This is a genomic window from Halodesulfovibrio sp. MK-HDV, from assembly GCF_009914765.1.
GTDB lineage: Bacteria > Desulfobacterota > Desulfovibrionia > Desulfovibrionales > Desulfovibrionaceae > Halodesulfovibrio.
Map to the genome: position 1 here is coordinate 221,457 of NZ_WYDS01000003.1, position 23,031 is coordinate 244,487.

At 44.6% G+C, this 23,031-nt stretch carries 17 protein-coding genes; 4 read left to right on the plus strand and 13 right to left on the minus strand.

All coding sequences use genetic code 11. The features are described 5' to 3' along the window. Positions 1-40: 40 nt before the first annotated feature. The 3 genes from MKHDV_RS03670 to MKHDV_RS03680 form a co-directional block, all read right to left on the minus strand. Positions 41-694: a response regulator transcription factor gene (locus tag MKHDV_RS03670; protein WP_160712368.1), complete on the minus strand. Its 654-nt coding sequence runs from the start codon at positions 692-694 to the stop codon at positions 41-43. Between the two features lie 11 nt (positions 695-705). After that, positions 706-2,814 (minus strand): GAF domain-containing sensor histidine kinase, encoded by a 2,109-nt coding sequence (locus tag MKHDV_RS03675; RefSeq protein ID WP_160712370.1) that lies wholly within the window; start codon positions 2,812-2,814, stop codon positions 706-708. A gap of 110 nt (positions 2,815-2,924) precedes the next feature. Beyond that, on the minus strand, positions 2,925-3,806 hold the full coding sequence (locus tag MKHDV_RS03680) for a DMT family transporter (protein ID WP_160712372.1): 882 nt from the start codon (positions 3,804-3,806) through the stop codon (positions 2,925-2,927). Positions 3,807-4,119: 313 nt separating this feature from the next. On the opposite strand from MKHDV_RS03680, the gene MKHDV_RS19075 reads away from it, so the two are divergent. The 3 genes from MKHDV_RS19075 to MKHDV_RS03690 all read left to right on the plus strand — a co-directional run bounded on the left by MKHDV_RS19075 (position 4,120) and on the right by MKHDV_RS03690 (position 5,373). Beyond that, positions 4,120-4,242 carry a hypothetical protein gene (locus MKHDV_RS19075; protein WP_256370002.1) on the plus strand — a complete coding sequence of 41 codons (123 nt, stop codon included), beginning with the start codon at positions 4,120-4,122 and terminating at the stop codon, positions 4,240-4,242. A gap of 37 nt (positions 4,243-4,279) precedes the next feature. Beyond that, a complete protein-coding gene (locus MKHDV_RS03685) occupies positions 4,280-4,750 on the plus strand; it encodes a GntR family transcriptional regulator (RefSeq protein WP_160712374.1) in 471 nt (156 codons plus the stop codon). A 185-nt stretch (positions 4,751-4,935) separates the two neighbouring features. Further along, positions 4,936-5,373, plus strand: coding sequence for a hypothetical protein (locus MKHDV_RS03690; RefSeq protein ID WP_160712376.1), 438 nt, complete (start codon positions 4,936-4,938; stop codon positions 5,371-5,373). A gap of 168 nt (positions 5,374-5,541) precedes the next feature. On the opposite strand, the gene MKHDV_RS03695 is transcribed toward MKHDV_RS03690, so the two are convergent. The 9 genes from MKHDV_RS03695 to MKHDV_RS03735 all read right to left on the minus strand — a co-directional run bounded on the left by MKHDV_RS03695 (position 5,542) and on the right by MKHDV_RS03735 (position 16,846). Next, a complete protein-coding gene (locus MKHDV_RS03695; protein ID WP_160712378.1) occupies positions 5,542-6,894 on the minus strand; it encodes an SLC13 family permease in 1,353 nt (450 codons plus the stop codon). Positions 6,895-7,004: 110 nt separating this feature from the next. Beyond that, entirely contained in the window at positions 7,005-8,321 is a 1,317-nt protein-coding gene (locus tag MKHDV_RS03700; protein WP_160712380.1) for a malic enzyme-like NAD(P)-binding protein, read from the minus strand. Between the two features lie 23 nt (positions 8,322-8,344). After that, positions 8,345-8,890 (minus strand): Fe-S-containing hydro-lyase, encoded by a 546-nt coding sequence (locus MKHDV_RS03705; RefSeq protein WP_160712382.1) that lies wholly within the window; start codon positions 8,888-8,890, stop codon positions 8,345-8,347. Then, complete coding sequence (locus MKHDV_RS03710) at positions 8,890-9,726, minus strand: fumarate hydratase (RefSeq protein ID WP_160712384.1); 837 nt, start codon at positions 9,724-9,726, stop codon at positions 8,890-8,892. Before MKHDV_RS03710 ends, MKHDV_RS03705 begins: the two co-directional genes overlap by 1 nt. Beyond that, positions 9,713-10,501 (minus strand): fumarate reductase iron-sulfur subunit, encoded by a 789-nt coding sequence (locus MKHDV_RS03715; RefSeq protein ID WP_160712386.1) that lies wholly within the window; start codon positions 10,499-10,501, stop codon positions 9,713-9,715. The genes MKHDV_RS03710 and MKHDV_RS03715 overlap by 14 nt, the downstream gene beginning before the upstream one ends. Positions 10,502-10,512: 11 nt before the next feature. Further along, positions 10,513-12,408, minus strand: a complete 1,896-nt coding sequence (locus MKHDV_RS03720) for a fumarate reductase flavoprotein subunit (protein ID WP_160712388.1) — start codon at positions 12,406-12,408, stop codon at positions 10,513-10,515. 28 nt (positions 12,409-12,436) lie between these two features. Beyond that, complete coding sequence (locus MKHDV_RS03725; protein WP_160712390.1) at positions 12,437-13,090, minus strand: succinate dehydrogenase/fumarate reductase cytochrome b subunit; 654 nt, start codon at positions 13,088-13,090, stop codon at positions 12,437-12,439. Positions 13,091-13,530: 440 nt separating this feature from the next. Then, positions 13,531-14,955 carry a sigma-54 dependent transcriptional regulator gene (locus tag MKHDV_RS03730; protein WP_160712392.1) on the minus strand — a complete coding sequence of 475 codons (1,425 nt, stop codon included), beginning with the start codon at positions 14,953-14,955 and terminating at the stop codon, positions 13,531-13,533. Continuing rightward, positions 14,927-16,846 (minus strand): cache domain-containing protein, encoded by a 1,920-nt coding sequence (locus tag MKHDV_RS03735; protein WP_160712394.1) that lies wholly within the window; start codon positions 16,844-16,846, stop codon positions 14,927-14,929. Before MKHDV_RS03735 ends, MKHDV_RS03730 begins: the two co-directional genes overlap by 29 nt. A 1,333-nt stretch (positions 16,847-18,179) precedes the next feature. On the opposite strand from MKHDV_RS03735, the gene gspD reads away from it, so the two are divergent. Then, on the plus strand, positions 18,180-20,030 hold the full coding sequence (gene gspD / locus MKHDV_RS03740; RefSeq protein WP_254060403.1) for a type II secretion system secretin GspD: 1,851 nt from the start codon (positions 18,180-18,182) through the stop codon (positions 20,028-20,030). A 322-nt stretch (positions 20,031-20,352) separates the two neighbouring features. Here the strand turns inward: gspD and MKHDV_RS03745 are convergent, their stop codons facing one another. After that, positions 20,353-22,581: a hypothetical protein gene (locus MKHDV_RS03745; RefSeq protein WP_160712396.1), complete on the minus strand. Its 2,229-nt coding sequence runs from the start codon at positions 22,579-22,581 to the stop codon at positions 20,353-20,355. Between the last annotated feature and the right edge of the window lie 450 nt (positions 22,582-23,031).

A 23,031-nucleotide genomic window follows, 5' to 3' on the forward strand; every position in this document is an offset into this window, starting at 1 on the left:
ATGTTGTACTTCCCTGAATGTCCTTGCTGCATAATTTTGTCTATGAAAGGGAGGCTAGTCCTTCTCGTAAAGCATAGAGAGTGGCCTGCACACGGTTAGCAAGATGCAGTTTTGAGAGGATATTGGTCATATGAGTGCGCACGGTTGCTTCACTGACAAACACTTCTGCCGCAATGCTTTTGTTGCTCATTCCCTGTGCCACAAGACGTAGGATATCAACTTCACGCGGCGTAAGAGGGTCAGGAGTCGGTTTTTCTGCTGCATCCGGTAGCGAGAGTTCCGCTAGCAGTTTACGCGCGATATCCGGAGCCAGAGACGGTTCTCCGCTATGTACCTTACGGATAGCATTGAGGAGGTCTTCCGGTGCAGAATCTTTTAGCAGGTATCCCATCGCGCCGGACTTGATGGCAGGGAAGACTTTGTCGTCTGTAGCAAAGCTGGTGAGCACAATAATTTTACCGGATAATTTGCGGTCGCGAATTTCCTGAATGGCCTGAATGCCGTCCATGACAGGCATAACCATATCCATGAGGATCACATCCGGTGCAAGCTCTGCCACGCGTTCGACAGCTTCCTGTCCGTTGGCGGCTTCTCCGGCAATTGCTATATCATCATAGCCTGAAAGAAATCCCTTCAGTCCAATGCGTACAATATCGTGGTCGTCTACAATGAGAACTCGAATTGGTGCAGCCATGCTCAATGCTCCTAGCGGGTTACAGGAACAACAACACAAATAGTTGTTCCGTCATTTTCTGTGCTGTCGATTGACAGCGTTGCGTGCAACTTATTGGCGCGTTCGCGTATGTTACGCAGCCCCATGCCGCCCGTAGGTAGCTGTTCTATTGCAAAGCCTTTTCCGTCGTCCTTGATGGACATGGAAACGAGTTCCGGTTCGTATGTAATGGTAACAGAAACATTATTTGCATGTGAATGTTTTGTTGCGTTGCTGAGTGCTTCAATAGCAATGCGGAACATTTCCTCTTCGGTTGAATGCGCAAGCCTGCGCTCTTCTCCGTTCACAAACATTTTGGCGTTAAGGCCGGAGCGAATTTCAACAGAGTTCATTCGAGCCTGAATAGCACCGACCAGACCTTCATTTTCCAATTCAGGAGGATGAAGATCGAAGATGAGCGAACGCATATCTCGCATCGCTTGTTGCGCCATTCCGCGTAGGGCGTGCAATTGTTCCGTGGCTACCTTTTCTTTTCCCAGAGCCATGGAACGGCTTGCTGCATCCGCGCAAAGGGTAACAGCATATAGTGCCTGTGTTACGGAGTCGTGCAGCTCACGTCCAAGTCGCTGGCGTTCTTCTGCAACTACGAGCTTATCGCTTTGCTCCGCCAAAGTAACATTTCGCAGAGCCAACGTTGCCTGACCGGCAAAGAGTTCCATTATGTTCTTGTCGATGAAGTCAAATCCGTTTTCTTTATTAGAAATAAGTAGTAAACCTATTGGGTTACCACACTCGATGAGTGGTACAACAAGCATGGCTTGTACCAGATTGCTTCGTTGATCTTCAGGAATTTCTTTTTGTGCATCTTTAATGATGACAGCTTTTCTCTGCTGGAGAATTTGTCCGTACTTGGTGGTTGCTATGGGAAAAGTAGAAATAGGCGGTTGAGGGGTGCCTGTGCCGCATGAATGATGAAGGTAGTCCCCTTCTTTAAGAAGGATTGAACTGCCCGTGCCTTGCACGATGCTTCTCGCTTCATCACAAATGACAGTATGAACGTCATGAATTTTTGTTTCAGGATGTTGTAGAAGTAAGTTGGCGACACGGCGGAGGCTTTCACTTTCTTTCAGCTGACGTTCTTTTTCCTTAACGCTGGCAGCAAGTTCCACGGTTGCGGAAACAGTATGCAGGATCCCTTCAATAAGCTCTTTTTGTTTAGGAGCGATCACGTAGTCCGGCGTAGCAGAACCAACCATGGCGATACCGTGCAGGCAGTTTGTACTACTATAGATTGGAAACATTGCCATACTTTCAGAGTTGATTTGCTTTGGAATATCTTGTGCAACAGCAAAGCCTTCGGAATTAAGCGAACAGAGACCAAATGTTTTCCCGCCAATGGCTGTGATCGTGCTTCCTTTTGTGCAGAGTCTGACACCATCGAAACAGCGCTGATAGCCTTCAGATTCATGCCCCCAGCTCGCCAGCGGGGAGAGTCCTTTTGTACCGCCGGTGCGGAGGAAAATAATGCAGAATCCCTGAGAAAGGGTCTCGCTGATGACGCGCGCCAGATGGTCAAGCGCCGCCTGCGAATCTGTGAAATTTGTGATGGATCGTGTTGCTTCGAGCAATAGCTTTGTGCGTTCGTGTTCTGCATTGCGCTGTTGGGTGAGCAACTCGGAGTATTTTTCACCGGTAATTTTATTGATGTCGATATAGAGCAGTTCAACAGCAGTGAGGATGGCATCACGCTCTTCACCGGATGGAAGCTCGCGCATAATTGCTGTCGACAGACATAATTTCCCGAGCATAACGCTTTCGAGCACATCGGAAAGTTGAATGCCGCGTTTAACTTTTTCTAAGGCAGCAGATGAAAAGAATCTAGCAAGCGGAGCCAGCGTGCTGTCGTGCATACAGTCGCAAATAAGTTCTATGAAATGAGAAATATGAGCTGCTAGCTCAGTACAACTTTCATTTTTATGCCATTGAGGCTGCCGTTCCAAAAACATTTCAGCAAGCTGCATAGCTGCCGATTGCTTTTGCGCGCGTATCGCAGCAGCAGCTTTTTGTAGTAGTATCTTATTGTCCATCATGCTGTCCGGTTTATGTGTCCTGTCTTTAAAAAAGAGGATACAGCGTATCATTCTATTTCTAGATGTATATTGCTTTTTCCGTAGAGCAGCATCAGACAAAATGCTTAGTTTGGCAAAGAGAAACACCACAGCCCGCATTTGCCCATTTGGAGAGCTGAGAGTTACGTTGGATTTCGGGCTATGACAAACATGCCGCTGAATATGATGCATATGCCCATTACTGTTTGAAAAGAGCAAGGTTCACCGAGTAGAAGTATTCCGAAAAGTGCCGCAACGAGCGGTTCTGCAAGCCCGAGTGTAAGACCGGAAGAAAGAGGCAATGTGGCTAGGCCTGTTGCAAAAAAGCTATACGCCATTGCTGTTCCGATGACACCGATCAGCACAATGGAAATGAACCCGCGCATGGAAAACATCCAAGAGATGTCATAAAAAAACAGAATAGGACTCATGGCGATTCCACCGAAGGTAAAGAGAACAGCAATCATTTCCTGCGGAGAACGGTCTGCCAAAATAGTCTGACTGTTGGCCGCGTATAGAGCGTATCCCGCCCCTGCACCAAGAGCCATAAGTACACCTGTCATGTCAATAGTTGCCTTATCATCTATTGAAAGAGTAACTAATCCGCAAAGGGCAAGAGCAGTCGCAGTGAACCATGATCGTGATGGTACAGAGCCACGAAGCAAGTACTCTATAATCCCTCCAGCCATAGGACCGAACCCGATAGCAATGACTGTTCCTACTGCAACACCTGTTCGCACAAGACTTTGAAAAAAAAGAATTTGAAAAACGATAATACCTACCGCCGCAGTTAACGTAGCCTTTTTGGGCCATGGGACATGATGGGTGAATCCTGAGCGACAACGCACCCACAGCAGCATGACAAGTCCGCCGACAACAAGACGCATGGTTCCGACTGCAAGAGGCTGACAACCTTCTGGAGCAAAAGCCTGTATGGTTCCTGTTGTTCCAAAACAAACGGCACCAAGCAGGGTGTATAAGACTCCGACAGAGAGCTGTCGAGGCATGGGAATTGAACGCAGCATGATTTCTCCTTTTACGATGCAAATGAAGTCAATCCGAGAGGGAGAGCAACGATAAGATTGTTTATGATATGCTAGTATATCAGTTGTGATCCATTAGTAATGTACTAGTATATCAGTTTGAATAGATGATTTTGGAAATGTAACCATCTAATATACAAGCAAATCAAAAAACTGAATTCGATTTGCCATAACTGGAATACTAGAATATCTTCTTCACAATTACCAAACGGAAAATTAAAATGCAACCTGCTTTTGTCTTTTATGGCTACAGAGTTAACTGGCAAAAGATGAGTATAAATGGAGAGGATTGGGTATGATGTATGCTGACTCTGGCGGTTTGTTACGAAACGCTGTGTATGAAAAACTTCTTGAAGATATGAAAAGCGGCAAGCTGGAACCCGGTCGTCTCATCAGCATAAAAAAAACTTGCAGATGAGCTTGGAACCAGTAAAACGCCATTGCGGGAAGCTCTGTTGCAGATGCAGGTTGAGGGCTTTGTAACCATATTGCCGCAACGTGGTGTGGTGGTTAATGCTCTGACGCATGAAGATAAGAAATACATTTTTGAAGTGTGCGGCGGATTGGAATATCAAGCTGTGATTTCAACGTTTCCACTTTTGACAGAAGAGCATATTCTGGAAATGGAAATGTATAATTCCAGAATTATGATGTCATCGAAGGGTTCACGCTATGAGGACTGCAATGCAATCAACTCGAATTTTCATAATGCGTATCTTAAAGCATGTCCCAACCCCTATCTTGTGTACTTGTTGCATATGAACCGTGAGCGTCTTTTTGTTTTTACAGAACGCGACTGGGGCGAAAAATTCAGAGAAGCGAACTACAATGAACATAATGTGATCATTGATCTTGTACGCGCCGGTGATGCTCAAAAAATGGCGGAATACATTCGGGATATACACTGGGCGTATACGTGGGAATAGCGTTTTAAAAAAAGATAGATACAAAGCTTCTGTGAATACTCACAGGAGCTTTTTTTATGTCCAATGTGGCAATCTACAAAATTGATTCTTGTGCATTGCGTGGGAATTAGTGTTGAAGATTATTAATCAACAGCGAAATTCAGACGATATGAGGAGTAAGAACCTACAGTAAATACGAGGATCAAATGCAAGGTACCGGATTAGCAGCGCGCTCTCAAAAATCGTTTGCCGATGTAATGGCAGAACAACTGGCAGAACAGCAAAATATGTTCGTAGATGGAAATGATGCGCTTGACCGACAGGCCACTCTTTCATTTTCATATACGACTGTCAGAGATTCTGAGCTGAGAGAAGAAACGACTACGTCTGGTACTGATCTGTTTGATGAAAAAGATTATGTGATGTCTAATGGAATACAGGCTGTGATGAAACGGCACAGAGCGTACCAGCAAATGTATGGTAGCAAACCAGTTTCAAGCATTGCTTCTTCTCACTATTCTTCTGCCGCTTCGGCAAGCGTATTACCAAACGACCATAATCAAGTTGTAACAACATCTCGTGCCACTGGTTCAGTTTCTGTTCAAGCCTCAATACAACAATCTGCGGTTAGGTCAGTTATCTAAAGGCTGTCTCTAACCAGATTGAAGAAAAGAAAAAATCGTAAAGAAAAAATACAAAAAAAAGCTCATCCTTGCTGCAAGATGAGCTTTTTTTTTGTTTGGAACGTTATGGAGGTTTCAGCCTGTTAATATGTTTGGAACTATGATGTGTTCCTCTAACTGTTCTGCACATTACTGTGCTGCAGGGTAGAACGGCCAGAAGAATGGAACAACTGCGACGATAATAACAAAACTGATGACCTGTAGTGGCCAGCCAGCTTTTATATACTGACTAAAGGTGTATTTACCCGGACCAAGTACGATGGTGTTAGGTGGGGTAGCAACCGGTGTAAGGAAACAGGCAGATGCAGACATAGCGATGCCCATAACCAGTGGCAGTGGAGAAAGACCACTGTTAACTGCGATAGGAATAGCAAGCGGAGCCATAAGAGCTGCCGTTGCCGTGTTTGACATAAAGTTTGTGACCAGTGCCGTAACAGCGCAGACCGCTGCTAGAAGTGCGTAAGGACTGGTTACATATTGAACCATTGTGTCAGCGATGAGCTGAGCAGCACCGGAAGATTTCATTGCGGTGGACATGGACAACATACCTGCGAACAGGAAGATGGTTGTCCAGTCAACAGCTTTGTAAGCTTCTTCCATGGTGATACAGCCGGTAATGATTACGAGACATGCACCAAGCATAGCTGCGGTAACCAGAGGCATAATTTTTGTTGCCATAGCAACAACTACGAAGAAGAAGATAATAAGGGACCACCACATTTTGTGTGGGCGGGACGGTTTAATAATTTCTGCCTGTTCACATTCGCTTGTGTTGTCAGGAAGGAATTTGTGTCCGATGAAGACATAGTATAAGATACCTACAACAAACAAGATGCCGCCAATTTTAGCGAATTCGAAGAAACCGAATGGCTCGATTCCGGCAGGTCCCATTTTTTCTAGTACGGAGTTAACCAGACCGTTAGGTGGAGTACCAACCAGAGTCATGGTACCGCCGAGAGACGCAGCGAACGCAACCGGCATAAGAATTTTACTTGAGCTGATGTTTGCAGAAGCACACATCCCCATGATCATTGGAATGGCAACAACGATTGTACCTGTGTTGGAAAGAAACGCAGAGAGTACACCAACAGAGCACATTGCTAATACGAGCAGGCGAGTTTCGCTGCCCTTGGATAGTTTTACTGTCGCTTGACCTATTTTATCTGCGAAACCGGTAATAAAGGTAGATTCACCGACAATAAACATTGCCATGAAGATAACAACCCATTTGTTACCAAAGTTAGCAAAGGCAGCGGTTGCAGGGATAACATTGAACATGCTCAATGAAACAGGAACAAGCATTGCTGTTACAGGGAGCGGGATGATGTTAGAGAAGAAAAGCACAGCAGAAACACACAGAATGCCAAGTGTGATGTAAGCATCCATAGACGCTTCTGCAGGAGCAGCTGCAGCGAACGCAAGGGAACTACCTACAAGTAGGACAGCTCCGACGATAGAGAGAAAAAAAGCAAACTTTTTCATGTCGTATCCTCTGTTAAGGGGGAACGATGTCGCGCGAATCGTATGAACACATTTCGCGCTTTCAGGAACCGCCTGCAGTTGCCGCTGCAGGCGGTTTTCTGTGGCATTGATTATTTATAGTAACTTTCTACGAATGGGGCGATACGAGCATGTGAAGCGGAGATACGTTGCTTGAGATCTTTTCTGTACGCTTCCATGTCTTTGATAGGCATTGTAGCAACGCCGGTATCCATAGCTGCTTGAGCAACAGCTGGGACTTCCCATTCAAGGACTCGTGGGTCGAGTGGCTTAGGAATAATGTAATCAATACCGAAGGTAAGAGACTTAACGCCGTAAGCATCACAAATTTCGCTAGGAACTGGCTCTTTTGCCAGATCAGCAAGTGACTGTGCTGCTGCGACTTTCATTTCTTCGTTAATGATAGTTGCACCTACATCAAGTGCGCCGCGGAAGATGTAAGGGAAGCCCGAAACGTTGTTAATCTGGTTAGGGTAGTCAGAACGACCGGTACCCATAATGCAGTTAGGGCTGGCTTCTTTAGCATCATCGTAGGTGATTTCCGGATCAGGGTTAGCCATTGCAAAGATAACAGGATCTTTAGCCATGGAACGAACCATATCTTTAGTAAGCAGACCTTTCTTGGAAAGACCAAGGAAGCAGTCTGTACCTTTAATAACTTCTTCAAGTGAACCGTAATCTTTGTCCTGAGCAAATTCTGCTTTGAACGGATTAAGATCAGTACGGCCTTTATGGATAAGCCCACGGGAATCGAACATGAAGATGTTTTTAGGGTCAATACCCATCTGTACGTAGAACTTGGTGCAAGCAATACCTGCTGCGCCAGCGCCCACAACAACAACTTTCAAGTCTTCGAGTTTGCGGTTGGTGATTTCACATGCGTTGATGAGACCTGCACCGGAGATAACAGCTGTCCCGTGCTGATCATCATGGAATACAGGGATATTCATCATTTTTTTCAATGTTTCTTCAATGTAGAAACATTCAGGTGCCTTGATGTCTTCGAGGTTGATACCACCGAAAGTAGGCTCCATTGCTTTCACAATTTTGATGAGCTCATCAGAGTCAGTCACATCAAGGTTAATATCGAATACATCGATGTCTGCGAAAGTTTTAAAGAGAACGCCTTTACCTTCCATAACTGGCTTACCGGCAAGAGGACCGATGTTGCCAAGACCAAGAACTGCTGTACCGTTGGAAACAACGCCAACGAGGTTGGATTTGCCAGTGTACAGTGCTGCAGCAGATGGGTCTGCGTGGATTGCCATACATGCTTCAGCAACACCCGGTGAATATGCCATGGAAAGGTCTTTCTGTGATGCACAAGGCTTCACAGGGACAACTTCAACTTTACCTCTACGTGGGAGCTTATGATAGTCCAGCGCTTCTTCTTTAGTGAACAATGCCATTATCTTTTCCTTTTTCTGTTGAGTTAAAATTCGAAGTTTGGTTTAGCGTACTGTTCGCCGCCATGGCTGTCGTTCACCACTAGCAGTGGAAAGTTTTCAACAGTCAGTTCTCGAATTGCCTCAGGGCCTAATTCATCAAACGCAATTACTTTAGCTGCTGTAATGCACTGGGAGAGGAGAGCCCCAGCGCCGCCGGTTGCGCCAAAGTAAACACCGGTGTGTTCCTCAAGTGCCTTGCGGACTTCAGGACTACGTTTACCTTTACCAACGCTTGCTTTAACGCCAAGGCTGTGCAAACGCGGTGCATATGTGTCCATGCGGTAGCTGGTGGTGGGACCAGCTGAGCCGATTGGTCTACCTTCTGGAGCTGGACTAGGACCAACGTAATAAATAACAGCGCCTTTCAGTTCAAAAGGAAGCTCTTCGTTGTTGTCCAGCATGTCGCACAGACGCTTATGTGCAGCGTCACGTGCTGTGTATATGGTGCCGGAAAGCTTAACTACGTCGCCAGCACGCAGTTTTGCTACATCTTCATCTTTTAATGGTGATGTCATGTTGTAAGTAGGCATTAGAGTGTAACCTCCTTAATTCTGGAAGAATGACACTGAACGTTTACAGCCAGTGGCAGGCTTGCAATGTGACAAGGATGCATGGCGATTTTTACACCAAGGCATGTTGTCTTGCCGCCAAGACCCATAGGGCCGATGCCAAGCTGGTTGATTTCGTCAAGCAGCTCTTTTTCCATTGCAGCTAATTCAGGATCTGGGTTCTCACCGGAAAGCGGGCGGAAAAGCGCTTCTTTTGCAAGAGAAGGAGCCAGATCGAAAGTGCCGCCAATGCCCACACCAACGATAGTTGGAGGACAAGGGTTCGGGCCTGCTTCTGCCATACGGCGTACAACAAACTCTTTAATGCCTTCCCAGCCCTGAGCCGGTGTAAGCATGGTGCAGCGGGACATGTTTTCAGAGCCGCCGCCTTTAGCCATGTGCTTGATGTTCAGTTTGTCACCTGCAACATGGGTAAAGTGGATAACTGCCGGGCTGTTGTCCGTGGTGTTCTTACGAGTGAGCGGATGACAGGAAGATTTGCGAAGCAAGCCTTTTTCGTACCCGTCGATCATTGCATTATTGATGATCTCGGTAATGTTGCCCTCAATCTGAACTTGGTCACCGATTTCTACATAGAAAACGCCTAAGCCTGTGTCCTGACAGAGCGGAAGTCCTGACACCTTGGCAAGTTCTGCGTTTTCTAAAAGCTGACCGAGGATTTCTTTTGCAGAATCAGAGGTCTCGCTGTTACGTGCAACACGGATGGCGGTTTTTACGTCTTCCGGAAGGTAGCGCGCAGCCTTTAAAACCAGATCAACAACAGCGTCATGAATCTGTTCAGCCTTAATGACTTTCATGGCAGCATCCTTTGTGTTTGAGTTTATCAAGAACACGTTTTGGAAGAATTCCTTTTACGGAATGAATGGCAAGCATGCGACGCATAATGCCAAGCTGGTCCTGAAGCGGGATATGCTTAGGACAAACATCTTCGCAACCGAGTAAACCCATGCAGCCGAATACGCCTTGATCGTTACCGATGACCTGATAGTAGTTTTCTTCATTTCGCTCATCGCGAGGGTCAAGGTAGAAGCGGGCAATGCGGGCGATAGATGTGGCGCCGAGGAAGTCTTCACGCATGCGGGCGGTGCCACATGCTGAAACACAGCAACCACATTCAATACAACGATCAAGCTCAAAAATGTCGCTGGCTAAATCGTTTTCCATACGAACTTCTTCTGCACTTGCATCGAACTTGTCATGGTCGTTATGAACCCATGCTTCGATACGGGAGCCAGCATCACGGAACCAAGTTCCTGTATCAACGGAAAGGTCACCGATGAGTTTGAATACTGGAAGTGGATGCAGAACAATATGATCAGGCAGATCTTTTGTCTGTGTATGACATGCAAGACCCGGTCTGCCGTTGATTACCATGCCGCAGGAACCGCAGATACCGGCACGACAACAGAAGTCGAACTGAACGGTAGGGTCCTGCTCATCACGGATAATATTAAGCGCGATGAACAGTGTCATGGAGTCATATTCATTTACGTAGAATGACTGCATGTGCGGTTCGGAATTTGGATCAAGTGGGTTGTATCTGAATACTTCAATATGTAGACGACGGCTCATACTATAACTCCTTAGCTAGCTTTTTTGGTCTGTTTTGCTTTCTTTTTATCCGCACCTTTGTTCGGCACACGAAGCTTTTCTTCAGGAATGTCAGCAGTAATAATTTGACCGCCGCCATATCCACGCTCGCCTGGAGGGATTTCAAAGTATGGAGAAGCATCTTCATATTTCAGTTCAGGGCGGGTCTCGCCATCTTTCCAGTACGCCAAAGTACGGTTGAGCCATTCTTTGTCGTTACGTGCCGGGAAGTCTTCACGAGTATGCGCGCCGCGGGATTCAGTACGCATGAGAGCGCCGTATGCAGTACACTGAGCAAGTTTGAGCATGCCCGGCATTCTGAGAGCCAATGAGATTTCAGGGTTAAAGCCAATTGCAGTGCCTGTAAGTTTGATATTTTTGGAACGGTCGACCAGTTCCTCAAGCTTATCTACTGCTGCTTGCAGGTCTTTACCGTTACGGAAAATACCAACGTTATCCATCATGGTGCTGTGCATTTCGTCACGCAACTGGATAGCGCTTTCTTGTTTGCTACTGCTCTTGGTCATTTCCATAATGCGTGCTGCCACTTTTGTGTGGGCATCGTTAATGGCAGACTGCTTGAAATCAACAGTGTGACCCTGCAGGAACTCAACAATTTTCTTACCAACATAGCGGCCAGCAACAACGGTTTCTGCAAGGGAGTTGCCGCCTAAGCGGTTAAATCCGTGCATATCCCAACATGCTGCTTCACCAGCGGAGAATAGACCGTTAAGGCCGTAGGCTGCGCCGTCTCTGTTGGTACGGATACCACCCATAGAATAATGCTGAGTAGGGCGGACTGGGATGAGGTCGTGGATCGGGTTAACACCGAGGAAGTTAGTACAGATGTCGTATACTTCACGGAGCTTAGTGGTAATGTGTTTCTCACCGAGATGGCGGATATCAAGCCAGAGATGATCGCCATATGGAGATTTAACCCCGAGTCCTTTGCGGATGTGTTCCTGCATACGGCGGGATACAACGTCACGGGAAGCAAGTTCTGCTTTTTCCGGTTCGTAATCCGGCATAAAGCGATATTCGTTTACGTCCAGCAGGGTACCACCATCACCGCGGCAACCTTCTGTTACGAGAATGTCGGTAGGTACTGTACCAGTTGGGTGGAACTGGATAGCTTCCATGTTACCCATTGGTACGAGTCCGGTATCAAGTGCTGCAATCTGGCCGCCACCGTCACAGATAACTGCGTTGGTAGTAGCTCTGTAGATGCGACCGTAACCACCGGTAGCAATCAATGTTGCTGTAGCAAGATACGCTTTTAATTCACCAGTTTTCAGACAACGAACGATTGCGCCAAGGCAGTTTTCACCATCATGAATAAGTGCTTCAGCCTGAGTACGGTCATGAATACCTACTGCATAGCGTAAACACATAGAATCAAGTGTGTTCAAAACAGAGCGGCCTGTACCGTCAGCGGTGTAACAGGTACGCCATTTTGCGGTGCCACCAAATGCGCGAGCGTGGATGAGGCCGTGCTTATCGAGTTTTTCTTCAGCGTCAAATGGCTTACCACCTTTGTAGTAAGTATGAACGCCTGCTTCTACGCGGTTCCAAGGCACACCCCAGTGAGCAACTTCACGCATTACAATCGGAGCGGTGTCTGCAAAAATTCGTGCAACTTCCTGATCACAACCCCAGTCAGAACCTTTTACGGTATCAGCAAAGTGAATGTCCGGACAGTCGCCGTCACCCATAATTGCGTTACCAAGTGCCGCCTGCATGCCACCCTGAGCAGCAGATGAGTGAGAACGGCGCGGTGGAACGATTGAAAGACAAGTTACATCAAAACCAGCCTTAGCAGCTTCTACAGCAACGCGTTCCCCGGCAAGTCCTGCGCCTATACAGAGTAAATCACTATAAATAATTTGCATGAGATAATCCTGTTAATCTAGTTGGCAGTTAAACCGTAAGGAACAAAAAGCGGATAAGTGTAATCAGACCAATGGAGATAAAACCAATCATCATGTAATTTTCAAGACGCTGGTACCATTTGCGGTTTGCTTTAGTAATGAACCCGTACTTTACGCCAATACGATAGAAGCCGATGCCAACATGAATTTCGGCAAGAGGAAGAAGAACAAGGTAGAATGGAAGCCAAGTTCCACTCTGGATACGTGCAGCACTTTTTACTGCAGTAATAGGAAGATCTGTAAGAACGACCCACATGTGAATGGAGGCCATAACAAGAATAAGAAGAGCTGTTACAACCTGAGCAAGCCAGAGCCAGGTGTCTTTGTGGTGCATCATTACGCTATGTTTTACGAAAGCATTTGATTCCTCTGCACGCCAAGGCATTTTACGAGCAGCGAGAATGAAATGTGTAAAAATAAGCAGGCCGATAAGTGGGCCCCCAACCTGTGCCATGTAGGTGGTTTCAAAGAACCACGCAATGGCATCCATTACTTTGGGGCTTATGAGTACACTTGATACGAGCATTAAGTGCGCCCAAAGGAAAACTATAAGCAAAACTCCTGACAACATTTGCATGACGTCAAGGCGTCCTACTCCGGCTCCGTTTTTTCTTACATGTAGCGTAAGCGTACTAGCATCCATGGTCTCTCCTTAGCAGGTAACTTGTGGTGCAGAGGGATAAAAGAACTGTTGATGATAACTTTCAAACAGTTCTGCTTAGTTCTGCACCGTTAGTGTTGAGCGGTAACCCATTAATTTGGGTCGTTGTTACCTGCTTAAGAGCATGGAGCATGCCAAAAAATATAAAAAGCGCAAATTGAATAAAAACAGACACTTAATATTGTTTGATTAATGAAATATAACAGTAATTTTCTTGTGGGGCAGGAAAACTCTCCTCTTTGATAAGAAAAGAATGTCTCATAAATATAAAATGGCTGTCCTACATATGTAGGACAGCCATTTAATTTTGAGAAAGATAGTGATGAATAAGCCGCGAGGCTACGGAAAAAACATGCTGGTCTCGCTAATAAAAGGTTCTTAAGCCGCCGGAGGCAAACTCCCCCTAAATAAACCAAGTCGACTTATTTAATATGATGTTTTTTGAGCAACGCATATAAGCGGGACTGAGATAACCCTGAAAGCTCGACAGCCTGTTTGATGGAACCTCTAGTAGAGTTGAGTAGCTGTGTTAGATAGCTGTGCTCTGCTTTTTCGATCACTGCATTCCTGTGTTCCTGCATGGTAGGAAGTCCTTCATCGCTGGCTTCATAGGAGAAGTTTGAAGGCAATCCTTCTTTAGGAGATTCGTGCGGGGTTATTCTGCTTTTAGCAAGACGAGCACGAAGAGCAGGCGGTAGATGCTTGATGAAAATACGTGATTCATTGCGGGATGTTGAGACCATAAACTCAACGGCATTGACCAGTTCTCGAATGTTTCCTGGCCAATCGTAATCTTCCAGTGTGGTGAGAACGCTTGGGTTGAATGCCTTGGAATTGAGTCCATTCCTCTTGAAGAAGAGCGTCATGTAATGGTCGATGAGCAGTGAAATATCTTCGCGTCGTTCGCGTAATGGCGGAAGTGTGATTTTTGCAGAGCAGATACGGAATGCTAAATCTGTTCGAAATGTGTTTTCTTTCTGCATTGTATCGAGATTTCTGTTGGTCGCGGAAATGAGTCGGAAGTTACACGGTACTTCTTTCTTGCTGCCAAGTGGGCGAACTTTTCGCTCTTGAAGAACTCGCAAGAAAACTTTTTGGGTGGCAAGAGGCAGTTCTCCTATTTCATCAAGGAAGAGAGTACCGTTGTTCGCTTGCAGAATAAGGCCTTCTTTATCCTGCAACGCACCTGTAAAGGTGCCTTTTTCGTGCCCGAAAAGAATGGTTTCAATCAAATTCTCGGGCAAGGCTGCACAGTCTACGACGATAAAGGGTCCTTTGCTGCGCGCGCTGTTGTTGTGCAAGGCGCGTGCGAAAAGTTCTTTACCTGTTCCTGTTTCGCCGGAAAGCAGAACGTTCATGTCGCTGGCCGCAAGTTTTCCAATTTGCTCCAGACTGCGTGTGATTGCGCTGCTTTCGCCAATAATGTTTTCCCTGCGGAGTGCCTGAATCTGGCGAACTTTTCGGGATGAAAGTTTGTCGGAACGATATTCCAATGCGTTGGAAAGGGTGTCCATAATCGTGTGGATTGAATCACCCTTTTCTATATAATCCCATGCGCCATTGGAGATAGCCAGTTCCGCAGCATCAGGGTCACCATTACCGGTTATGATAATGAGCTCCGGATGTGCCGGTTGATTCATAATGTCGGTGATAATGTCCATGCCGTTTCCGTCTGGCAGCTGGACATCAAGAAACACAGCATCAAATTCTTTCTGTGTTGCTTTTTGCAGGGCATCATGAATCGTAGCAGCTGAGTCCGCAGCATACCCGAGATGGCGTGCTGCGCGGCAAAGCGCATACGTTACGTCAGGATCATCATCAATTATGAGTATTGCTGGTGTATTCATGAGGTTCCTTATCTGTTGAGCAGGATTCGTCGAGCAAATGGCGCACCGCTTCACACAGGAGCGCGGGCTCGAACGGCTTTGAGAAGAACTTGGTTACACCGAGGTCTTCCCATTCGGATGGAGTTTCAGCGCATAAATCGCTTCCTTCCAATCCACTATATAAAATCGTCGGCATGTTCGGCTTAACTGAATGGATCTCTTTAATGAGTTCTGTACCAGTTAAGTGTGGCATCATCTGGTCTGTTAACAGCAGATCAAAATTTTCGGGGGCAGCGCTGAACGCCGCAAGTGCATCTCTGCTGTTGGTGAAAAGTGATACGTTGTAGCCGTAGTGGGAAAATAGTTTTTCTACAGGGTAGGCCAGATCTTTATCGTCATCCACAAAGAGGATGGACTCTGTTCCGCCCTGAACTTGAATTACGTTGAGCGGCTGTGGTGCTTCTTCTTCAGATTTTCCTGCGTACGGCAGAAGTACTGTGAAGGATGTTCCCACATCCGGTGTGCTTTCAACGCTGATGTGTCCTTTGTTTTGCTTAATAATAGAAGATATTACGGAAAGTCCTAGTCCTGTTCCCCCTACTTTTTTACGGGTTGTATAGAATGGATCAAATATTTGATCGATTAAGTGCTGCGGAATGCCGGTTCCTGTATCGCGAACTGAGAGAGCAACATAATGGTATGGAGAAATCTTCATTTCCTGTGCTTCAGGAAGACTTACTTCACGCACCGATAACTCAATATGCAGACTGCCTTTTGTTCCGTCCATGGCTTGAACAGCGTTAGTGCACAGGTTCATGAGTATTTGTAAATATTGGTCTGGGTCAGCATAAATAAGAGCGGAATTGCATCTGTTGCGAACAGAAACATCAATGGTCGCTGGGATGAATGATTCAAGAAGACGCATGCATTCCTGCAAGACAGTAGCAGGACGCATAAGCTGTACGTGGGTACTGTTGCGTGTGCTGAATGCTTTGATTTTCCGCACCAGTGCTTTACCGCGGTTGGCTGCCTGTAAAATTCGCCGCAAATCTTCATGCGCCGACATACTTTCTTTCATGTCGATGAGCGCAAGCTCACTGCACGATATTATCGCCCCCAGAATGTTGTTGAAATCGTGCGCAATACCGCCTGCAAAAATACCGATGGCTTCCATTTTCTGTGCATGCCGCAGCTCTCGTTCCATTTGTTTCCATGGTTGAACAATGGTGTTGATCATATAGAAACTTGCCGGAACAACTAAAAAGAACAGTACAAAAGTTGTACCCACTGAAACGATTATAATCGCCTTCTGAACGTGACTTTCTAACTTCGTAGCAAGTGCGTTTTGTTCGGCATCAATGGTGTCAATATAGGTTCCCGTGGCAATCCAGAAGTCAGTACCGGGGATCATTTGCGCATATGCGAGCTTTGGGAGTGGAATTTCTTGCCCTGGCTTGGAGAACCAGTAGGTGGTGTATCCGCCGCCTTTTTCGGCGGCTTTTGCAAGATCGGCAATATATTTGTGACCGTTTTGGTCTTCGTGTTCGAGGCGATTGGTGTTGATGAATTCTTCATGGAGTGGGTGGGCAATGTTTATGCCTTGTGTGTTGTACACAAAATAGTACCCGTCTGTGTCGTAGCGCAGGTCTTTAATAGCTTTTTGAATTTGAGCCTGTTGTTCTTCTTTCGGGATGCTTTTGAGTTGATTACTCAACAAATCTGAAATGGTGCGGATGGAGTAGGCAATGCTTCGCTTGTAACCTGTAAGCATGGCTGTTTGGGATTCTACGATCGCGTCTTGCTTCACTTTATTCATGTAATAAATGTATGTGATGCCGATGGTCGCAGAGAAAAAAAACATAAAGACCAGTAATAACGTGACTCTATTTGTAATCGTCGGTTGGTCAGACACTGCACTTACTCCATACGTAATGAAAGAACACGGAGTGACTGTAGGACAAGCTTGAAAAAAGGAAAAGGGGAAGCGGCAACTTTGCAGTTTAGCACTAGTAAAACCCCCATTATTCGCAGGTTTGGGCAATGCTTGTATGCGTAAAGTAAATGTTTGTAGTCTGTTACGTGTTGTTTTGTAAAGCAATTAAGGATGGAGACTTCATCAGTGTTTTTTCTAAATGCGAGGACAACAATAACTTCAGCGCTTGTTTTCTTATTTCAGCCAGTGGGTAGTGATCTTTTGGAATGAACGAGTCGCCGAATATCTCAGTAAAAGATCTAGTGTATTACAAAAGAATACTGAATTTGTAGTTACCAATAAATAGACTGACTGAAGATATTTTGCTTCGGATTTACTCTGTTATGTTTTTCTCATGCAATATTGAATTTTAAAAAAATGATTATTGCTATATTTACAGGTGAATAAACAATGCATTGTGTAAATAAATTCTTTATAAAAATTTTTGAAATAATACTGCATAGAGCTTTATACGTATCAATACATAAAAGAGCTATTTTTTGTATTTAATGTTTCGTTATGCTTTGAATAGCATAAGCTTTTTTTCAAAAGAAAAAATATAGCTAAGTTGAATGAACTTAAAAAAGGCTGTGGTCGTTTTTTTTTGTTTATATCTTATAAATTCAAACAGTTTATGGAAAATATTTTGCAGCTCACTATTATAGTAGTTTTGTGTTTTAACAGTATTCTTCCGAAATTATCTGTTCTTACACATAGCAAAAATTACATGACAGGCTTTCAACGGGGAAAGGCGAAATTCTTTGTAAGGTGACTTTGGGGAAGTTACAGTGGCCTATTTCTTATACATACATTCACCGTATTTTTTGAAGAAAGCAGGGATATGTGTCTGAAGAGCTGCATCTGCTTGTTTGACGTGTTGTAAAGAAAAGAGTTGGGGGAGCGGGATCGATTGCTCAAAGTATTCAGTTGCACCGTGTAATGCTGGGGAATCGTCGGTTTGAAGTGAGCTTTTTGGGTTAGCAGATTTTTCATACAGCGGGGATACGTAAAGACGATGTGCTTGTTGAGGTGACCGGAAGGTCGCTTGTGTCGTTTCTTGGGCAGATGTCTTTACGGCAATGCTAGATGAAAAAGTGATTGCTCTGGATAGGATTCTCAAGGGAAAACGCCAAACCTTGACGTATAGGCTCGTGAATTAAGAATGATGATTGTCAGAAAAATAGTTTGTTTTCTTTTTGCAGTGTTGATTGTCTGCTTTGTGTCCTTTGGACATGTGCGGGTGGGAATCGCTGCAAAAGGGAGAGATATCAGCATGGGATTTAGGGATGCTGATATTCATGTGCTGATTAGGTTCATAAGTGAACTTACGGGAAAAAATTTTATTGTTGATAACCGTGTCTGTGGCAATGTCACAATTTATTCTTCTACAAAAATGGACGCTGCTGAAGCGTACAGAGTTTTTGAATCCGTTTTAAAGGTCAATAAATTTTCCATAGTGCCAAGTGGGCGCACGTATAAAATTTTGCCCATGGCTCTTGCCAAAACGGAGGCTCTTTCTACGCAGGCATCACTATATGCTGACGATGATGATGCACCGGAAAGTAATCAACTTGAGACGCAGGTTGTCAGGCTTAAATATTCGAGCGCCATCGAGCTTTCCAAGGTACTAACAAGGGTGGTGGGATCAAATGGTGTTGTAGTCGCCTACGCACCAGATAACTTACTTATTGTTACCGCGCCGTATTTGCTAAATCTTCAAGTTTCGAAATTGATTAAATCCATCGATAAAGAAAAATTTTCTTCACAGGTTAAAAATTTTCCTCTCCAGTTTGGTGACGCTAAAAGCGTTGCTGTCCGCATTAATGCCATTGTCGAAGTTCAGGTAAAAAAGCAGATAAAGCTTGGTAAAAAGTCTATTTCCATTGTTTTGGCAGATGAGCGAGTCAACGCCGTTGTAGCTCTTGCCGATCCAGAAACAATACTGATTGTGGAGTCGCTAGTTACCACTCTGGATATTAAGACTCCGAAAGGAAAGAGCGGTATTCACACACTGGCTTTGGTAAATGCCAAAGCAGAAGACGTGGCAAAGATTGTGAATACGCTGGTTGAACGACAAGGGAGAACAAACGAACAGAAAGTTCTTTCCCGCGAAGTAAAGGTCGTGGCTGATAGCGCAACCAATAGCCTTTTACTCACCGCCCGACCAGACGATTTTGATATTCTTGTGGGTATAATTAAGGAACTTGATCTGCCCCGCCGGCAGGTATTTATCGAAGCAGCAATCATGGAAGCATCAAGTGATTCCAGTTTTAATTTCGGTGTAAACTGGGCTGGAGCACTGGGCGGTGGTAACACACGCCTGATCGGCAGCGCTAATCATGGTGACGGTTCTATATCAGTACCTAATGAGGGCTCAGCAGGTTTTGTTGGTTTCCCTTCAGGCTCATCGATTGGCGCTGTACTGACGGATGCATTCAGCATTGGTGGCACCCCGTATAGCATTCAATCCATTTTAAGTGTTGTGAAAGGGAACAACGCGTTTACTCTTCTTTCAACGCCACAGTTACTAACTTTGAATAATGAAGAAGCACGGGTTGATATTGTCGATAACATTCCGTTTGTTAAACAGTCTGTGGTCACAACAATTAACAGTGTCAGCACGCAGAGTGTTGATTACAAAGACGTGGGTGTGAAGTTGAAAATTACTCCAAGGATTGGATCGAACGGGACATTGCTTCTTAATGTTAATCAGGAAGTCAGTCGCGTTGTAAATTCGTTGATTGCCTTGGGACAGGGGCAAAGTATTATTGCGCCGACCACCCGTAAGCGAGAGGTGGAAACCATTATTCGTATGGTGGATGGTCAGACTGCTGTTATAGCGGGGTTGTTAGGTAAAGATGATTCCAGCAATAATTCTTCTACGCCTTGGTTGGGGGATATTCCTGTACTCGGCTGGCTTTTTAAACAGAAGAAAAAATCCAGCGCAACAACTCATCTGTATATTTTCATTTCTGCCCGCATCATTAATACAGTGGAAGAAACAGAGCGTTTGACTCTTGAAAAAGAACGGAAATTCCTTTCTTTTCGGATAGGGGAAGGCGGTGATGGTGTTCCAATAATGAGTGAGCCGCGCCTGATGCCGCCTGTGATGATACTGAAATAGGCACTATGGTGAATTTGAACTGGCAGCAAGATGCTCAGCAGGATAACTGCCTTAACTTGCACTGCTTTTTGTTTTAAGCATGATGGCGAGAGATTTTTCTGACTTCGGGCTTTGTTAAGCAAAATGGATAGCTGACGTTTAGGGATGACAACGTGCTTTGTGGATTCATTGAGAACGTATTGGTAAAGTAAAGGCGAGCCCAAAAAGGCTCGCCATATTGTTTTGCATCGGAATACGCCTGCAATATTTGAATTTAGGGAGAAACAAATGATTGCTGAATGAGTATTTGAAAAGTGACGCGGATAACTTACGTACAGTATTGCTAGAGCTGCTCCCTGAGAATAATACTGCCTGTAGCCACCTGTTCATTTTCCGGATCATCAGTATACGTAAAATACAAACTGATGGTGTCGGAAGCAGAGAACGGTTTGACTGTTAGCCGGCAATCGCTTCCGCCAAAGCTTGTAAAATCATGAAATTCAAATTTTATCGGATTTACCGCCAAAGAAGATGCATAACGTTCAATATCAACTTCGTTGTTATAGATGCCATTAGCATCTTTGAATCCTTTGTCCTCTGTAGGATCATGATCGAAACGCAATTTCCAGAGAGATGGGATTTGTGTCATTGGGGAAGCAGGCTGCTGGTCCTTTGGAACCTCAGCAACGTCGTACCATGTTTTCAATTCACAACTGAGTATGAAAGGCTCTAGCACGATATCAGTATCGGCAACGTCCCTATTGTATGTGATATCGGCTAAGGGTTCTTTTGTTATTGAAATGCTCGCGACACGGCCTACTGAACTTGCAGGAACGAAGTAGACAGCAGTAGAGGTTTGAGCAAGTCGGTTGCCTGTTTTTTGATCCAAAACTTCGATAGGAATTACTTTTTCTCCGATGGGCGAATCTTCAATTGCAATAATATCAACGGTGTTTGGTATAGCGAAGGTGAATGAATCATCCACTGCTGTGGGCATGACAGAAAGAATCATTGTTGTTCGCGTGATATTGTCGCCACGGAATGCGAACCCCTCTGGAGCCTTGAATTGTATCATAACTGCATCGGACATATCTTCAGAAGTCACTGTGCCGTAAGCAGGTGTAACACTTGCGACGAGTTGTTGATCAGCTATTGTTGCAACCGAGTCCTTGTGGATAGTAATATGCGAACCTTCATCAAAGATGAAAAGTTTTGGTGCCCCAGTACTTGTGACGGACTTAATGGCAACAGTATCTTGAGCTTTGACCTTGAAGGTTATGGTATATGTTACAGCAGGATTGTCGACAGCAGTGAATGTGATGTAATGTTTTGAGTCAATGGGAGACGTCTTACAATCAAAAAAGAAACTGAACTCGGTTCCGTTGGCATATGTTTTGTCACCAGCGGTAATTTTTTGATCCTCATTCGAGGAGACTAGCTGCCCTTCGTTTAATGTTCCTTTTTCTGGAACCGCAGATATTTTGAATCCACCTGCGAAGGTTGGAACCGGCAACTTGGTTAATTCTTCTGTAATGCCAGATACGTTATCTGCGTTGCTTAAAAGAGATACTTTGAATGTAAGCGGGATAACGTTGGTTTGTTGGGGAGTTGCGACTTCAGGAGTAAGTTGTTCAAACGCATCGCTTCCCTCAAGAATTTTAGTAAGAATAAAACACTCTGAAACTTCATCATTACGGAGTTCAGATGTCATAATCTCATGGATTGTTTTACTGAACTGAACGCGTTCTTTTTCACGTTCATCTGGATTTTTTTCTTGATCATACAGCAGGATACAGACGCGACTTTGAATGTTGGCAAGCTGTGTTGTGAGGTACTCTGCAATGCTTTTGGTAAGCATTGCGTTAGATTGCTTTGCTGCGCCTAAAAACGTGTTGTTTTGCATGCTGATAGCGCATTTATCGATACCTTTCGAAAAAGATAGCATGGCACTGTGATCTGTCTCATTTCCAAGATTTAGAACTACCATGAATGTCTGTTGCAGAACTTCATGCTTGAGTAATCCGTCACCGAGAGGGTCTGCAAAGGGATCGATATCCTGAAATCCAAGAGTGTGTTGGACAAGGGAAGTGACTTTTCTCTTTGCTTTATTCGCCGCATCAACAGAACTTCCGTTAAGCTCAAATATTTTTGCAGCGAGTGTTGTGACCGGAGTGAGATATGCAATGTCATCTTTAGACATCATTATTCCACGTAATTCTGCTTTGAAATCATCGTATGTTTTTGAGTTCTGCCCTGTTCCATTCTTGTTTGCACGCAGTATAACAGGGTATGTTGTAATCTTTTCCATGTCAGAAAAGTGAATATGCCCTTTTTTAGTTATGCCAACAGGAATCCATGCTCCATCAACATATGCATCAACTCTGGCATTATCAATTGGAGCAGCAACAACAGCGCCAGAAATCACAGCATCTTTTACAGGTGTCGAGTCAGAGGTCGCATCTTCTTTTTTAGACGTGTTGTCAGATGTAGACTCTTCAATTGTTTGATTACATCCGACCAAGAGAAGTAACGCGATTAGCAGAAAAATTGATTTGTAAAGTGTTTTTTTCATACAACCCCCCAGTTGTACGAATCTAGTTACATACTTTTAATTGTTTTAATATTTTTTTCTACAATGCAATTGGTATGCAAATAGATATATCTATTTTTGTATAAGAAAAATGTTCTGTATTGATCCAAAAGACGTAGAAAGAACTTTTTTGTAGTGAGTATGTTTATGAAGAAAAAAAGTAACATAAACAGTCTGGTGTGCAACTGCACAATAAAAAAAATACCGCAATAATAGAGGATTGTTATTGCGGGCAGAAAAAGAATATAAGTTTTGCACTATGCTTTTTTACAGTCCTTTCTTTGTGAAAGCTATATGCCAAGTCTTATCTCCTTTGCACACCTGTGCACGTCTATAAGTTGTTAGTCTCTGACAAAATTTCAGTTTTTATTGTGTTGTCCTTTTATTGCAATATGTTGCGAGTTTGTAGGGAAAGAATAACTTTTTTCATAA

Coding starts and splice junctions, on each gene's coding strand:
- MKHDV_RS03710 (WP_160712384.1), bottom strand. CDS start 9,726: ATGAAAGTCATTAAGGCTGAACAGATTCATGACGCTGTTGTTGATCTG.
- MKHDV_RS03720 (WP_160712388.1), bottom strand. CDS start 12,408: ATGCAAATTATTTATAGTGATTTACTCTGTATAGGCGCAGGACTTGCC.
- gspD (WP_254060403.1), top strand. CDS start 18,180: ATGGGATTTAGGGATGCTGATATTCATGTGCTGATTAGGTTCATAAGT.
- MKHDV_RS03695 (WP_160712378.1), bottom strand. CDS start 6,894: ATGAAAAAGTTTGCTTTTTTTCTCTCTATCGTCGGAGCTGTCCTACTT.
- MKHDV_RS03745 (WP_160712396.1), bottom strand. CDS start 22,581: ATGAAAAAAACACTTTACAAATCAATTTTTCTGCTAATCGCGTTACTT.
- MKHDV_RS03715 (WP_160712386.1), bottom strand. CDS start 10,501: ATGAGCCGTCGTCTACATATTGAAGTATTCAGATACAACCCACTTGAT.
- MKHDV_RS03725 (WP_160712390.1), bottom strand. CDS start 13,090: ATGGATGCTAGTACGCTTACGCTACATGTAAGAAAAAACGGAGCCGGA.
- MKHDV_RS03675 (WP_160712370.1), bottom strand. CDS start 2,814: ATGATACGCTGTATCCTCTTTTTTAAAGACAGGACACATAAACCGGAC.
- MKHDV_RS03700 (WP_160712380.1), bottom strand. CDS start 8,321: ATGGCATTGTTCACTAAAGAAGAAGCGCTGGACTATCATAAGCTCCCA.
- MKHDV_RS03705 (WP_160712382.1), bottom strand. CDS start 8,890: ATGCCTACTTACAACATGACATCACCATTAAAAGATGAAGATGTAGCA.
- MKHDV_RS03680 (WP_160712372.1), bottom strand. CDS start 3,806: ATGCTGCGTTCAATTCCCATGCCTCGACAGCTCTCTGTCGGAGTCTTA.
- MKHDV_RS19075 (WP_256370002.1), top strand. CDS start 4,120: ATGATGTATGCTGACTCTGGCGGTTTGTTACGAAACGCTGTGTATGAA.
- MKHDV_RS03690 (WP_160712376.1), top strand. CDS start 4,936: ATGCAAGGTACCGGATTAGCAGCGCGCTCTCAAAAATCGTTTGCCGAT.
- MKHDV_RS03670 (WP_160712368.1), bottom strand. CDS start 694: ATGGCTGCACCAATTCGAGTTCTCATTGTAGACGACCACGATATTGTA.
- MKHDV_RS03730 (WP_160712392.1), bottom strand. CDS start 14,955: ATGAATACACCAGCAATACTCATAATTGATGATGATCCTGACGTAACG.